Source organism: Nonomuraea soli (assembly GCF_013761175.1).
GTDB lineage: Bacteria > Actinomycetota > Actinomycetes > Streptosporangiales > Streptosporangiaceae > Nonomuraea > Nonomuraea soli.
The window spans coordinates 947,028-961,089 of record NZ_JACDUR010000003.1 but is presented as its reverse complement, the minus strand read 5'-3'; the positions used below and the strand labels follow the sequence as shown (position 1 = coordinate 961,089).

Annotated in this window: 16 protein-coding genes; 3 read left to right on the top strand and 13 right to left on the bottom strand. The window is 70.0% G+C overall.

Annotation, left to right across the window (positions count from 1 at the left end):
* Positions 1-15: 15 nt before the first annotated feature.
* Positions 16-849 carry a helix-turn-helix transcriptional regulator gene (locus HNR30_RS17450; RefSeq protein ID WP_181610882.1) on the bottom strand — a complete coding sequence of 278 codons (834 nt, stop codon included), beginning with the start codon at positions 847-849 and terminating at the stop codon, positions 16-18.
* A gap of 171 nt (positions 850-1,020) precedes the next feature.
* Here HNR30_RS17450 and HNR30_RS17445 point away from each other — a divergent pair, with 171 nt between their 5' ends.
* Positions 1,021-1,890 carry an NmrA/HSCARG family protein gene (locus HNR30_RS17445; protein WP_181610881.1) on the top strand — a complete coding sequence of 290 codons (870 nt, stop codon included), beginning with the start codon at positions 1,021-1,023 and terminating at the stop codon, positions 1,888-1,890.
* Entirely contained in the window at positions 1,887-2,408 is a 522-nt protein-coding gene (locus HNR30_RS17440; protein ID WP_220133622.1) for a cupin domain-containing protein, read from the top strand. The genes HNR30_RS17445 and HNR30_RS17440 overlap by 4 nt, the downstream gene beginning before the upstream one ends.
* A 2-nt stretch (positions 2,409-2,410) precedes the next feature.
* On the opposite strand, the gene HNR30_RS17435 is transcribed toward HNR30_RS17440, so the two are convergent.
* The 11 genes from HNR30_RS17435 to dacB all read right to left on the bottom strand — a co-directional run bounded on the left by HNR30_RS17435 (position 2,411) and on the right by dacB (position 12,345).
* Positions 2,411-2,869 (bottom strand): DUF3180 domain-containing protein, encoded by a 459-nt coding sequence (locus HNR30_RS17435; protein ID WP_181610879.1) that lies wholly within the window; start codon positions 2,867-2,869, stop codon positions 2,411-2,413.
* The gene (gene folK, locus HNR30_RS17430) at positions 2,866-3,372 is read right to left on the bottom strand and encodes a 2-amino-4-hydroxy-6-hydroxymethyldihydropteridine diphosphokinase (protein WP_181610878.1); all 507 of its coding nucleotides are present in this window, start codon (positions 3,370-3,372) and stop codon (positions 2,866-2,868) included. The genes HNR30_RS17435 and folK overlap by 4 nt, the downstream gene beginning before the upstream one ends.
* The gene (folB, locus tag HNR30_RS17425) at positions 3,369-3,734 is read right to left on the bottom strand and encodes a dihydroneopterin aldolase (RefSeq protein WP_181610877.1); all 366 of its coding nucleotides are present in this window, start codon (positions 3,732-3,734) and stop codon (positions 3,369-3,371) included. The genes folK and folB overlap by 4 nt, the downstream gene beginning before the upstream one ends.
* On the bottom strand, positions 3,731-4,165 hold the full coding sequence (locus HNR30_RS17420; protein WP_181610876.1) for a nuclear transport factor 2 family protein: 435 nt from the start codon (positions 4,163-4,165) through the stop codon (positions 3,731-3,733). Before HNR30_RS17420 ends, folB begins: the two co-directional genes overlap by 4 nt.
* A 13-nt stretch (positions 4,166-4,178) precedes the next feature.
* Positions 4,179-5,057, bottom strand: coding sequence for a dihydropteroate synthase (folP, locus tag HNR30_RS17415; RefSeq protein WP_446685827.1), 879 nt, complete (start codon positions 5,055-5,057; stop codon positions 4,179-4,181).
* 278 nt (positions 5,058-5,335) lie between these two features.
* A complete protein-coding gene (folE, locus tag HNR30_RS17410) occupies positions 5,336-5,905 on the bottom strand; it encodes a GTP cyclohydrolase I FolE (protein WP_181610875.1) in 570 nt (189 codons plus the stop codon).
* On the bottom strand, positions 5,902-7,896 hold the full coding sequence (gene ftsH, locus HNR30_RS17405) for an ATP-dependent zinc metalloprotease FtsH (protein WP_181610874.1): 1,995 nt from the start codon (positions 7,894-7,896) through the stop codon (positions 5,902-5,904). Before ftsH ends, folE begins: the two co-directional genes overlap by 4 nt.
* 213 nt (positions 7,897-8,109) lie before the next feature.
* The gene (gene hpt / locus HNR30_RS17400) at positions 8,110-8,652 is read right to left on the bottom strand and encodes a hypoxanthine phosphoribosyltransferase (RefSeq protein WP_220133742.1); all 543 of its coding nucleotides are present in this window, start codon (positions 8,650-8,652) and stop codon (positions 8,110-8,112) included.
* A gap of 35 nt (positions 8,653-8,687) precedes the next feature.
* The gene (tilS, locus tag HNR30_RS50760; RefSeq protein WP_425569715.1) at positions 8,688-9,824 is read right to left on the bottom strand and encodes a tRNA lysidine(34) synthetase TilS; all 1,137 of its coding nucleotides are present in this window, start codon (positions 9,822-9,824) and stop codon (positions 8,688-8,690) included.
* A gap of 18 nt (positions 9,825-9,842) precedes the next feature.
* Positions 9,843-10,922: an Rv3626c family coenzyme F420 biosynthesis-associated protein gene (locus tag HNR30_RS17390; protein ID WP_181610871.1), complete on the bottom strand. Its 1,080-nt coding sequence runs from the start codon at positions 10,920-10,922 to the stop codon at positions 9,843-9,845.
* Positions 10,923-10,944: 22 nt separating this feature from the next.
* Positions 10,945-12,345: a D-alanyl-D-alanine carboxypeptidase/D-alanyl-D-alanine endopeptidase gene (gene dacB, locus HNR30_RS17385; protein ID WP_181610870.1), complete on the bottom strand. Its 1,401-nt coding sequence runs from the start codon at positions 12,343-12,345 to the stop codon at positions 10,945-10,947.
* A gap of 80 nt (positions 12,346-12,425) precedes the next feature.
* On the opposite strand from dacB, the gene HNR30_RS17380 reads away from it, so the two are divergent.
* The gene (locus HNR30_RS17380; RefSeq protein WP_181610869.1) at positions 12,426-12,923 is read left to right on the top strand and encodes an inorganic diphosphatase; all 498 of its coding nucleotides are present in this window, start codon (positions 12,426-12,428) and stop codon (positions 12,921-12,923) included.
* Here HNR30_RS17380 and HNR30_RS17375 read toward each other — a convergent pair.
* Positions 12,920-14,032: a C40 family peptidase gene (locus HNR30_RS17375; RefSeq protein WP_181610868.1), complete on the bottom strand. Its 1,113-nt coding sequence runs from the start codon at positions 14,030-14,032 to the stop codon at positions 12,920-12,922. The genes HNR30_RS17380 and HNR30_RS17375 overlap by 4 nt on opposite strands.
* Positions 14,033-14,062 lie beyond the last annotated feature (30 nt).

Genomic DNA, 14,062 nt, shown 5'->3' with positions numbered 1-14,062 from the left:
CTCCCCCGCTCGTCGTCAGGCGAGCCCCAGCAGCGCCGCGACCCGGTCACGATCCCGCTCGCCGGCCGGTACCTGCAGCACCATCAGCAGGTCGGGATCCTCGACGAGGCGCAGCTGGAACATCTCCAGGCTGATCTCCCCGACGCCCGGATGGCGCACCTGGATCGTCGCCGGGCGGAACGAGCGCACCGGGTACTCGGCCCACCAGGCGCGGAACTCGGCGCTGGCCTCCGACAGCTCCTCGACGAGCTGGGAGCCGCGCGGATGCAGGTCGGCGGAGGCGCGGAACTGCGACAGCACGGCGCGCGCCGCAGGCTCCCAGCGCGCCAGGCGGGCACGCTCACCTGCCTCGGCGAACATGAACCACAGCAGGTTGCGCCTGCCCGGCGCCAGCGTGGCCGGGTCGTGCCGGACCTTGGCGTAGGCGGCGTTCCACGCCAGGTAGTCGAGGTGGGCGTCGTAGACGCAGGCCACGTTCGGCATGGCGGCGTCGACGAGGCGCTGCAGCCGGGGCCGTGGAACCTCGGACGGCTCCGCGGGCTCGGCGTCGGGCGCGGGCAGGTCGGCCAGGGCTCGCAGGTGCCGCCTGTCGTCGGCGTCGAGCAGGAGCGCACGGGCCAGGGCGTCGATCACCTGGGCCGAGGTGGAGATGTCGCGGCCCTGCTCCAGCCACGTGTACCAGGTCAGGCTGACCCCGGCCAGCTCGGCGACCTCCTCGCGCCTCAGGCCGGGCGTGCGCCGCGTGCCGTACGCGTCGGTGATGAGGCCGACGTCGGAGGGCTGCAACTTCGCGCGGCGGGCGCGCAGGAAGGCCGCCAGTTCCGCACGTCGCGCGCTTGCGTCGCTCACGGGCCTGACCCCCTGACTGGGCGCTCGAGTGATCGCAGGCTAGCAGTAGCGCTACCAGGAACAGCCCGGAGGATCTCCGTACTCTCGAGATCAGCGAGAGGCGATCTGAGAGATGCGAGAGCGGCTCTCCTTACTCTCGAAATCCGTGAGAGATGACCTGAGAGGTGCGAGATGAGCAAGCCAGTCTTAGTGATCGGGGCGACCGGTCAGCAGGGTGGAGCCGCGGCCCGTCAGCTGCTGCGGCGTGGCAGGGCCGTACGGGCCTTCGTGCGTGACCTCGAGGCGCCCGCGGCGCGGGCGTTGCGTGAAGCGGGAGCTTCGCTGGCCCTTGGCGACCTGGACGACGTGCAGAGCGTGCGGGCGGCACTCGACGGAGCGTCGGGAGTGTTCCTGGCGCTGACCATGATGACCGGGCCCAGGATCACCGCCGAGGGGGTCGCGGCCGAGGAGCGGCGCGGCAGACTCGTGGTCGACCTGGCCGCGGAGAGCGGCGTTGACCACCTGGTGTACTCCTCGCTGGCCGGGGTCGACGAACCGACCGGCATCCCCTACTACGAGAGCAAAGGGCGCATCGAGGCGCACATCAGGACTTCGGGACTCCGCTTCACGATGTTGCGGCCCGGGTCGTTCATGGAGAACTTCACCACGCTCACCCGGCCCGTCGTGACCGGCGACGAGATCGTGGTGAACCTGGCGATCCGGCCCACCAAACAGATGAACCTGATCGCCGTCGACGACATCGGCGCCTTCGCGGCCAGGGCACTCACGTTCTCGACGGAGTACGCCGGCGACAGCATCGAGCTCGCCGGCGACCGGCTCACCGGAGAGCAGATCGCCGAGGCCTTCGGCCGGGCCACCGGACTGCCCGCCCGCTTCCAGCAGGTGCCGATCGAACAGCTGCGGGCCTTCGACCCCGAGGTGGCCAGAACGTTCGAGTGGATGGACACGCGGGAGACCCCGCCGCCCGACATCGACAGCCTGCGCGCGGTCCACCCCGAACTGATGACCCTGGAGACCTGGCTGAAGGGATGGACCCGATGAGCGACGGACTGCTGCTGCCCCCGGGACAGGGATCGCCGATCCCGTCGGCGGGGATGACGCTGAAGGCCGGAAGCGAACACTCGGCCGTCTGGTCGGTGTTCGAGGCGACCGTGCAACCCGGCTTCGACGTCGGAGCGCACCTGCACACCGAGGCCGAGGAGTTCTTCTACGTCCTCGACGGCGAGCTCGACCTGCTGGCCTTCCACCCCAGAGGCGAGGCCTCGGGCGACTGGCTCACCTGGGAGTCGCAGAGCGGCCAGAAGGTGTATCGAGGCGGGCCGGGGAGCTCGATGTTCGTCCCGCCGGGCACCCCGCACGCCTTCACCAACCCGGGCACCACGCCGGCGCGCATGTTGTTCGTGGTCTCACCGACCGGGCACGAGCACTACCTGAGAGAACTGGCCGACGTGATCGGACGGGGCGGCCCGCCCGACCAGAACGCGATCGTCGAGCTGCGGGCACGCTGGGACATCCAGCAGCTCACCCCGCTGCTCCCCAACCGCCACACGATGCGCTGACCTCACACCTGGCCGCGTTCCTCCCCTGGCTGCTTGGGCACCTTGCAGCAGTGTTCGAGGTAGAGCGCGGCGCAGATCAGCACCACGGACGCCGCGAAAGAACCCGCCGTGACGAAGAACTCGCCGCGCGGCGTGTCCTGGCTGAGCAGCTGCACGGTGTGCAGGGCGAACCCGGCGAACACCCCGGCGATCAACGCCCCGCCGTACGCCGAGGCCTTGGCCAGCGCCGTCAGCCTGACCACGGCCAGCGGCTCCACCGGCTTGGTGTCGGGCCTGCGCTCGATCCTGGCCTTCGTGGAATTGCCGGTGATCAGCTCACCGATGGCCAGCAGGAGGAGCGTCGGGATCGCGGTCCACGGCACGAGCGGCAGCGAGGAGTAGAACTGCCGCACCAGGATCAAGGTGAGCAGCGCCACGATGACGACGACACCGACGAGGTGCCAGGGCTTGACCGGCCTCAAGCGGGCCCCTGCAGCTTGAGGTCGCCGCGCAGCCGTACGCCCTGCTGGTCGAGGCCGTCGAGCAGCGTCTGGATCGGCCCGTGTCCGGGGATCTCGGCATCGGGGTCGACCTGCGACCACGGCACCAGGACGAACGCCCGCTCGTGGGCGCGCGGATGCGGCAGCGTCAGCTGCGGGTCGTCGCCGCAGACCAGGTCGCCCACGGCGATCAGGTCGACGTCGAGCGTGCGCGGCCCCCACCGCTCCTCGCGCACCCTGCCGAACGCGGTCTCGATGCTCTGCGCCCGCTCCAGCAGCGTGTAGGCGTCGACCGTGGTGTCGGCGATGACGATGGCGTTCAGGTAAGGACGCTGGTCGTCGGGGCCGCCGACCGGATCGGTCTCGTAGACCGGCGAGACCGCGATGTAGTCGAGGCCCGGCGCGTCGAACAGCGCGTCGACCGCGCCCTGCAACGTCTGGAACCGGCGGCCGAGATTGCTTCCGAGGGCAAGGACTGCTTTCATGCGCGGCTCCGCCTGATCGTCACGATCACATCGTCGAAGGGCAACGGGATGGGAGCGGCGGGCTTGTGCACGCTGATCTCCACCTCACGCACCAGGTCGTTGTCGAGGCAGACGTCGGCCAGGCGCTGGGCGAGCGTCTCGACCAGGTTGACCGGATCGCCCTCCACCACCTTCACCAGCGCCTCGGACAGCTCGCCGTAGTGGACCGTCTGGGTCAGGTCGTCGCCGGCCGCCGCCGGGCGCGTGTCGAGGAAGAGGGTCGCATCGACGACGAACTCCTGCCCCAGGTCACGCTCGGCCTGGAAGACCCCGTGGCGGCCACGGGCCCGCAGGCCCGTCACCGAGACTCGATCAAGGGTCACTCGTCTTCATCTTCCTCGTCGTCGTTCTGCAGCACGGGCGAGCCGTGATGCATCCACAACCGCCAGCCCTCCGGGGTGCGGATGTAGACGTTGCTGGCCACCACCTTGCCCGCGGCGAAGCTGGACTCACCCTCGTCGCCCGCGGTCAGGATGTTCTCCACGCACGTCAGCACCGCCATGTCGCCCAGCACGCTGGTCTTGACGTCGGTGAGGACGAACTGGATGTAGGTGGTGTTCGCCATGATCAGCGCCCACGAGCGGAGCACCTCGGAGCGGCCCGCGAGCAGGGTCCACCCAGGGTGCACGCAGGTCACCTGGCCTTCCGCCGAATCCTCCGCCCAGACCTCGGTCATCTTGTCGAGGTCGGCGTTCTCGATGGCGGTGTAGAAGGCCTGGTTGACCGTCTCGATCGCCGTGGTGTCCACGCTCATCTGGCCGCCTTGCTCACGTACTGCCTCCAACGTTTCCGACCGGTTGATCTTCTGCCGCCCGCCGCCAGGCCGCGGCCACGCGGACGGCGTCGGCGTTCGGGCCCACCTCGTGCACCCGCACGCACCACGCGCCGCTGCGGGCGGCGAGCGCGGAGACGGCGACCGTGGCGGCATCGCTGCGGTCGAACGACCGCGGCGTGCCATCGGGGTCGGCCAGGAGCCTACCGAGGAAGCGCTTGCGCGAGGCGCCGATCAGCACCGGATATCCCAACTCCAGCAGCCGGTCCATTCCGGCCAGCACTGCCCAATTGTGCTCCGCCGTCTTGGCGAATCCCAGGCCCGGATCGAGGATGATCTGGCTTTCCGAGACGCCTTCCGCGAGCACCATGGCGACCCGCTTGGCCAGCTCCTCGCGCACCTCGCCCACCACGTCGTCGTAGATCGCCCGGCTGTCCATGCTGTGGCTGTGTCCGCGCCAGTGCATGACGACGTACGGCACGCCGGTGTCGGCCACCACGCGCGGCATGTCGGGATCGGCCAGGCCGCCGCTCACGTCGTTGACGAGCCTGGCGCCCGCCTCGACCGCGGCCCTGGCGACCTCGGCGCGCATCGTGTCGACGCTCACCGCGACACCCTCGGCACTGAGCCTGGAGATCACCGGGACGACCCTGGCGAGCTCCTCGTCGAGCGACACCCGCGCAGCGCCCGGGCGCGTGGACTCGCCTCCCACGTCGACGATGTCGGCGCCCTCGGCGACCAGCTCGAAGCCGTGGCGCACGGCCGTCTCCTCGTCGAACCAGAGGCCGCCGTCGGAGAAGGAGTCGGGGGTGACGTTGACCACGCCCATGACGAGACACCGATCCTCGGCTGGCAGTCCGGGCACGCTCATCATGTGACCAAGCCTAGGCGTTGCGGCTGGGCACCACGTGCCACGGGTCCCGGTTGTGGACAACTCAACAGCGCCACCGCCAGCCCGGCCACAGCCGACGCCGCGCCGAGGGCGGACGCCGGATCTGGGGTGGACGCCGAGCCTGGGACCGACGCCGAGCCTAGGGCCGACGCCGAGCCTAGGGCCGACACCGAGCCTGGGAAAGCACCGGATCTGGGGCGGGGACGGCGAAGGGGCTCCCGGGTGGGGAGCCCCTTGGACGAGCCGTGCGAAGCCGTGTCTCAGCGGCCCAGGATCAGCGCCATGGCCTCGGCCCGCGTCTTGTCGCTGTTGCGGAAGTCGCCGCGCACCGCCGACGTGAGCGTCTTGGCACCCGGCTTGCGCACCCCCCGCATCGTCATGCACAGGTGCTCCGCCTCCACGACCACGATCACGCCGCGGGGCTCCAGCACCCGCATGAGCGCGTCGGCGATCTGCGAGGTCATGCGCTCCTGGACCTGCGGCCTGCGAGCGTAGACGTCGACGAGGCGGGCGAGCTTGGACAGCCCGGTCACCTGCCCCTTCTCGTTGGGGATGTAGCCCACGTGGGCCACGCCGTGGAAGGGAACGAGGTGGTGTTCGCAGGTGGAGTACACCTCGATGTCGCGCACGAGCACCATCTCGTCGTGGTCGACGTCGAAGACCTTGGTCAGGACGTCTTCCGGAGCCTGGTGCAGCCCGGAGTACTGCTCCGCCATCGCGCGGGCCACGCGGGACGGGGTGTCGAGCAGGCCGTCACGGTCGGGGTCCTCGCCGATGGCGACGAGGATCTCGCGGACGGCCTTCTCGATGCGGGCCTGGTCGACGGTCACGCGCCGTCTCCGGGCTGGATGGCCTTGGGGTGCCCCGAGGCGAGCGAGCCGTTGCCGGACTGCTCCTTCGGGGTCAGCACCGGGGGCCGCTCGGAGGGCAGGCGCTTGCCGTAGCCGGCGTAGGACGGGCGGTGCTCGCGCACGACGACCGGGGCGAAGACCTGGAGGACCTGCTCGCGGGAGAGGGTCTCCTTCTCCATGAGCTCCAGCACCAGGTTGTCGAGCACGTCACGGTATTCGACGAGGATGTCCCACGCCGCGTCGTGAGCGGTCTCGATCATCCGGCGCACTTCCTCGTCGATCGTCGAGGCGATCTTCTCGGAGTAGTCGCGCTCGTGACCCATCTCGCGGCCGAGGAAGACCTCGCCGTTGCCGGAGCCGAACTTGCGGGCGCCGAGCTGCTCGCTCATGCCGTACTCGGTCACCATGCGGCGGGCGATGGAGGTGGCCTTCTCGATGTCGTTGGAGGCGCCGGTGGTGGGCTCGTGGAAGATGAGCTCCTCCGCCGCGCGTCCGCCCAGCAGCATCGCGAGCTGGTCCATCATCTCCGAGCGGGTCGCGAGGAACTTGTCCTCCATCGGCAGCGTCATGGTGTAACCCAGGGCGCGGCCGCGCGACAGGATCGTGATCTTGTGGACCGGGTCGGCGTTGGGTAGCGCGTGCGCCACGAGCGCGTGACCGCCCTCGTGGTAGGCGATCATCTTCTTTTCCTTGTCGGACATGACCCGGGTCTTGCGCTCCGGGCCTGCCATGACGCGGTCGATCGACTCCTCGAGGACCTCCATCGAGATCAGCTTCTGGTCGGCGCGCGCGGTGAGCAGCGCCGCCTCGTTGATCACGTTGGCCAGGTCGGCGCCCGTGAACCCGGGGGTACGGCGGGCGATGACGTCGAGGTCGACGGTCTGGTCGAACGGCTTGCCCCGGCCGTGGACGCGCAGGATGCCCTTGCGGCCCTCGAGGTCGGGACGGTCGACGGTGACCTGACGGTCGAAGCGGCCCGGGCGCAGGAGCGCCGGGTCGAGGATGTCGGGGCGGTTCGTCGCGGCGATGAGGATCACGCCGCCCTTGACGTCGAAGCCGTCCATCTCGACGAGCAGCTGGTTCAGCGTCTGCTCGCGCTCGTCGTGACCGCCGCCCAGGCCGGCGCCGCGGTGGCGGCCGACGGCGTCGATCTCGTCGATGAAGATGATCGCCGGGGCGTTCGCCTTGGCCTGTTCGAACAGGTCGCGCACGCGGCTGGCGCCGACGCCGACGAACATCTCGACGAAGTCGGAACCGGAGATCGAGTAGAACGGCACGCCCGCCTCACCCGCGACCGCGCGGGCGAGCAGGGTCTTGCCGGTGCCGGGCGGGCCGTACAGCAGCACACCCTTGGGGATCTTGGCGCCGATCGCCTGGAACTTGGCCGGGGCCTGAAGGAACTCCTTGATCTCCTGGAGCTCCTCGATGGCCTCGTCGGCGCCCGCGACGTCGGCGAAGGTGGTCTTCGGGGTGTCCTTGGTGATGAGCTTCGCCTTGGACTTGCCGAAGTTCATCACGCGGCTGCCGCCGCCCTGCATCTGGTTCATGATGAACAGGAACAGCAGGATGATGATGACCATCGGCAGGAAGCTGAGCAGCAGGCCGACCAGGACGTTCTCCTGCGGCACGTCGACCGTGAAGCTCTTGGTCTTGCCCGCGTCTTCCTGCTTCTGCAGCTCCTGGATCAGCGCCGGACCCTGGCCGGTGATCCAGGAGGCCTGGATGCGGTTGGTGTCGGCGTCGCCCGGCTTGACCTGTATGGGAGTCGTCAAGGTCAGCTCCATGCGCTGATCCTTGTCGATGATCTTCGCCACGCTGACGTTGCCGTCTTGGATCTGCTTGAGAGCCGTCGACGTGTCCGCCTGCTTGAAGTTCCCGTCGCTGCTCCACAGCGAGGTCACGAGCAGGAGCAGCACGACGATGCCCAGGATCCACAGCAGTGGCCCACGTGTAAATCGCTTGAGATCCATCCGATGCGGAACCCCTTGCGGGCCCGTCCCTTCCTGACCAAGGCCTGAAACCCTCGGTGACCCGGGGGCGCGGCGGATGCCGCTGCTATCTGAACTACCCGGAGGCGAAGCCTCTAAGTGTCAGACGGTACACCGGTAGAGCGCACAGGGTCACTGCCCGCGCCACCGGCCTTGCCCTACCAACGTACGTCAGGTTGCCCAATGTTCCCTGAACTATTGGCCGTTATAGACGTGGGGGGCCAGCGTGCCGATGAAGGGCAGGTTGCGGTAGCGCTCGGCGTAGTCGAGACCGTAGCCGATCACGAACTCGTTGGGGATGTCGAAGCCGACGTACTTGACGTCGATCGGCACCTTCACGGCGTCGGGCTTGCGCAGCGCGGTGCAGATCTCCAGCGACGCGGGGTTGCGGCCCTTGAGGTTGTTGATCAGCCAGTCGAGCGTCAGGCCTGAGTCGATGATGTCTTCGACGATGAGCACGTGGCGGCCCATGATGTCGGTGTCGAGGTCCTTCAGGACCCGCACGACGCCCGAGGACTTGGTGCCCGCCCCGTAGGAGGAGACGGCCATCCAGTCCATCTGGACCTGGTTTCTCAGGGCTCTGGCCAGGTCGGCCATCACCATGACCGCGCCCTTCAACACGCCCACAAGCAGCAGGTCCTTGCCGGCGTAGTCGGCGTCGATCCGGGCCGCGAGCTCCTTGATCTTGGCCTGGAGCTCGTCCTCCGGGATGAGGACCTTTTCGAGGTCCTTGCCCATGTCGGCTGCGTGCACCTGGGATTCCTTCGGTCGGCTTAAGACTGGAACACCAGGGTGCCATACCGTCGCAGGGCACACAGACCCCCGGGCAGGTCAACGGCCTTCTGCCCGTGCCAGGCCGTGATGAGGCGGTCGACGGCGCGCACGTGGCCCGCCGTGAGCGCCGAGGAGGGCGAACCGGCGCGCAGCGCGGCCCGCCGCAGGACGCGGGTGCGGACCGCCTCCGGCAGGGCCTCCAGAGCCGGTACGGCAAGCGTCACGGCCTCGGGGATATCGCTTAGAGCGCAATCCGCGTAGGCCTTCGAGGCCCACCCGTCGAGCGCGTCCGCGTCGGCGCGGGCGAGGTCGGCGGTTCTGGCGAGAGCCTCGGCGACTCCCGGGCCGAGTTCGCGCTCCAGGAGCGGCAGGACGGCGGTGCGCACCCGGACCCTCGTGTAGCGGAGGTCGCGGTTGTGGGGGTCGTCCCACGGGCGCAGGCCCAGGGCCTGGCAGGCGGCGACGGTGGTCCGCCTGGGGAGGTCGAGGAGGGGGCGGCGGTAGCGGCCTGCCGTACCCGACATGCCCGACAGCGACCTCAGCCCGCTCCCCCTGGCCAGGCCGAGCAGGACCGTCTCCGCCTGGTCGTCGCGAGTGTGTCCGAGCAGGACCGCGGCTGCGCCGAGCCGCTCGCACGCCTCGCCGAGGGCGGCGTAGCGGGCCTCGCGCGCAGCGGCCTCGGGCCCGCCGCCGGCGCCGACGGTGACGGTCAGCACCTCGGCGAAGTCGAGCCCGAGCCCAGGGGCGAGATTGCCGCCGGTGCCGGAGGCGTCGGGCGCCCCGGGGTCGAGGTCGTGAGGGCCGGGGGCGGAGGAGGCGGCACGGGCCGTGTCGCGAGCGAAGGGCGCTGCGATGTGCGCAGGGCGGGCCGGGCGGGGGGCTGGGGCGGTGGCGAGGGTGGCGACTGTGCGGGCCTGGGCGGCCGAGCCCTCCTGGAGCCCGTGGTCGACGGTGAGCAGCCCCGCGCGCAACCCCGCACGCGGGGCGACGAAGCCAAGCGCCGCGGCCAGCGCGAGTGAGTCGGCCCCGCCGCTGCACGCGACGAGCACGAGCGAGCCGGATCCGAGATCCGCCAGCGCCTCGCGTACGGCGCGGCGGACCTCGGCGACGGCAGGATGCGGACCCATGGCAGCCATTGTGCCCGCAGCGACCTGCTACGCAGGCAGGGCGTCGCTCCCCAGAACCCGGCGGCACCAGGAGTCGGGGTCGGCGATCTCGTCGAGGGTCGGGAGGGTCTCCGGCGAGGTCCAGATCCGGTTGAAGCCCTCCATGCCGACCTTGTCGACCACGGCGGTGACGAAGGCCGAACCCTGGGCGTACTGCTTCATCTTGAGCTCCAGGCCCAGCAGCCGCTTGATGGTGCGGTCGAACCGCCCGCCCGCCGCGCGGCGCTGCTGGAACTTGGCCCTGATGTCGACCACGGACGGCACGACGGCCGGGCCGACCGCGTCCATCACGAAGTCGCCGTGGCCCTCGACGAGGGTCATCACGGCGGTGAGCCGGTCGAGGATGGCCTTCTGCTCGGGGGTCTGGATGGCCTCGATGAGGTTGCCGTCGCCTTCGCGCAGGACCACGTCGGCCACGGTGTCGGCGGCCTGGCGCAGCCGTTCCATGAGCGTCGGCAGGTCGAGATCGGAGGCGAGCAGGAACTCGGTCATCTGCCCGCGCACGTATTCGCGCAGCCACGGCACGCCGGTGAACTGCACGCGGTGGGTCTCCTCGTGCAGGCAGACCCACAGCCGGAAGTCACGCGGGTGGACGTTGAGCTCGCGCTCGGCGTTGACGATGTTGGGGGCGACCAGCGTGAGGCGGCCGACCGCCTCCTGGCCGCTGGGGTCGGGCGGCAGGAACAGTTCGTACTGCCCCAGCACGCGGGTCGCCAGGTAGGCCAGCACGGCGCCCACCTCGACGCCGGTGATGCGCGAGCCGACCGCGGTGACGATGGCGGGCGTCTGGTTCTGGCGCTCCGACATCCGCTCGGTCAGGGGTTCCAGCACCACGCGGAAGCCCTCGACGTTGGCCTTGATCCATCCTGGCCGGTCGACGATGGTGGCGGGCTGCGGTGGGGTCTCGGTGTGGATCTGCGTGAACTCCCGGACGTGGCCTTCGGCCTCGCGCGAGAGGGTGCGCAGCTCGGAAACGGCTTGCCTGGCCTCTTCGCGGCTTACCTGGGGGCCTGGGCGGACCAGGCGCGTTCCGGTAGCGACGGCCAGATCCCAGTCGATCACCTGCATACCGTCCACCGTACGTGCTCGCTCAGGAGCGCGCGACGATGGCGGCCAGCCGATCGAGAACGGGTTCTGCGTTGAGCGGAACCTTGTCGGCGAGGAAGGCGAAGCTGACCAGCCGCCCCTCCCGGGTGGTGGCGAAGCCCGCGAGGGTGTTGACGTTGTTGAGCGTGCCGGTCTTGGCGCGCACGAGGCCCGCTTCGGTGCGGGCGTCCTTGGCGGTGAAGCGCCTGCCGTTGCCGAGCGTGCCGGAGAAGCCGGCGATCGGCATGCCGGAGACGACGGCGTGGAGTTCGGGGTGCTGCGGCGAGGAGGCCAGCGCCACGAGCCGTGCCAGCGCGTCGGCGCTGATGCGGTTGCGGGTGGACAGGCCGCTGCCGTCGGAGACCGCGATGCCCTTGGCCATGCCGAGGCGCTGCATCACCTTCAGCACGGCCTGCGAGCCGCCGTCGAAGGAGCCCGGCAGTCCTTCCTTGAGGGCGATGTGCCTGGCGAGCGCCTCGGACAGGTCGTTGTCGCTGAGCGTCAGCGCCCGCTCGACCAGGGCGTAGACGGGTTCCGACTGGACCTGGGCGAGCTCGGGCGATCCGGCCGGCGCCGCGGCGGAGGCGATCTTGCCCGTCACGCTCACGCCGTACCGCCTGAGCAGTTTGCCGAAGGCGGTCGCGGCGTGGCTGGCGGGGTCGTTCACCCTGGGGCGCGACATCGACGGGTTGGCCTTGCCCGAGTCGATCATCAGCGCGGACACCGGGGCGACGTTGCCGTCGGGGATGTAACCGGGCTTCCAGCCAGGGCCGGACGACGGGCCGGTGAAGAGCGAGTCGTCGAAGCTCAGGCCGACCTTGGTGACGCCCTGCTCCTTCAGCGCGGTGGCGGTGCGCTGGGCCAGTTGCGCCATGGAGGCCTGCTTCGGGTAGGCGCCCGCCTTGGCGCTGGGCCCTGCCAGGGTCGGGTCACCGCCGCCGACCAGCACGATCGAGTTCTTCGTGGCACCCTGCACGACGCGGGTGGTCAGGCGGGTGTCGGGGCCGAGCGAGGCCAGCGCGGCGGTGCTCGTCACGATCTTCGTCGTGGAGGCGGGTGTGATTCCGGTGGCGGCGTTCTTGGCGAAGATCTGCTGCCCGGAGGCCACGTCGATCACCACGGCGCCCACGCTCGACCCGAGGGCTTTGTCACCCAGCGCGCTGGAGAGTTGGCTGGCCAAAGTACTCTTAGTCGGGAGAGTTCCGTTACCGCCCGCGGCCAGCACAGGCCCTGAGGTGATGACGGGCGCGACAGAGGGGGAGGCCACCGGCTCCGGCCGGACGGGCGCCTGCTCGGTCATCGCCGCCAGGTTGAAGTCTTCGTGCGTCACCGCGTAGGTGCCCGCGCCGATGGTCGCGACCTGGAGCATGGCGAGTGTGGTCAACGCCACCCAACGCTCACGCATCCAGCTCTCCCTACTGTGTTCGCCTACGAGACATTAACGCCCCTCAGGCAGTGCCCGGGGGGTCGAGTGGAGGAAGCGTCGTGGAGTTCGACGTCGTCGTTGAGATTCCGAAGGGACAGCGGAACAAGTACGAAGTGGACCACGAGACCGGCAAGATCAGGCTCGACCGGCTGCTGTTCACCTCCACCCAGTACCCCGCCGACTACGGCTTCATCGAGAACACCCTCGGCGAGGACGGCGACCCGCTCGACGCCCTGGTGTTGCTGCAGGAGCCGACCTTCCCGGGTTGCTACATCACCTGCCGCGCGGTCGGCATGTTCCGCATGACCGACGAGGCGGGCGGTGACGACAAGGTCCTGTGCGTCCCTGCCACCGACCCACGCATGGAGCACATCCGCGACATCCACCACGTGCCGGAGTTCGACCGCCTGGAGATCCAGCACTTCTTCGAGGTCTACAAGGACCTGGAGCCCGGCAAGTCCGTCGAGGGCGCCAACTGGGTGGGCAGGGTCGAGGCCGAGGCCGAGGTCGTGCGTTCCTTCGAGCGGCTGAAGGAGCAGGGCGGGCACCACCACTAGCCCGCCGGTCGTGTAGCACCGACGAGGTCGCGTCGCCACATCGAGGCGACGCGGACCACGTCTCCCGTCTGCGGGGCGTGCACCATCAGGCCCTTGCCGATGTACATCCCGACGTGGTGGATGGTCCCGGGGTCGCTGCTGACGTAGCCGAAGAACAGCAGGTCGCCGCGGCGCAACTGGCTGATCGGCACGTGCGGCCCCGAGGTCCACTGGGTGCCCGTCCAGTGGTCCAGCCTGATACCGGCCCTCTCCCAGGCCCGCATGGTCAGCCCCGAGCAGTCGTAGCTCGACGGGCCGTCGGCCGCCCACACGTACGGCTTGCCGAGCTGGCTGAGCGCCCAGTTCGCCGCCGCGTCGCCCCTGCTCGAACCCGTGGCCAGCGAGTAGCGGGCGTATGTGGAGCGTTCCAGGGCCGCCTGCCTCGCCCTGGCCAGCCGTTCGGCCTGGCTGCGCGCGGAGTCGAGCTCGGATTCGAGCCCTCGCTTGACGGTCACCAGTTGGCGCGTCTCCCGCTGCTGCTCGGCGACGGCCTTCTCCGCGGCGAGCTTGGCCGCCTCGGCCCGCCGCGCGGCCTCTTGCTGGTCGCGGAAGGCCTGCTCGGCGTGCTCGCGCAGGATCGTGGCCACGGTGCGCATGTCGCGGCTGCGGTCGAGGATCAGCCCTCGTTCGCCGCCCATCTGCTGGAGCACGCTCACGCGGTGCAGGAAGTCGTCGTTGCCGATCATGCCGAGGATCGGGCTGCGCACGTCGAAGCCGCCGTAGGTCTGGGCGGCGATCTCCGCCACGTCGGCCTGCGCGCCCATCACGCGCTGCTCGGCGGCGGCCATCCTGGCCAGGGCGTCGCGATGCGTCTGCTCGGCTCGCGCGAGCCGTACCTTCTCGCCGTTGTAGGCCTCCACCTGGCGCTCGGCGGCGGCGGCGAGCGTGTCGAGCCGGGCCTGGGCCGCCGCGAGGCGGGCGGCGGCGGTTCCCAGCTCCTTGGTGCGCTGTCGTACCTCCTGGCGGGCGTCGGCGACCTCGTCGGCGGAGGGGCCCGGCTTCGCTGCGGCCGGCGAACACGTGGTCACGAGCAGACAGGCCACCAGGAATCCGGCTCTGATCGGGCTCATGGTTACCACAATTCCCAGTCGTCACGCAGA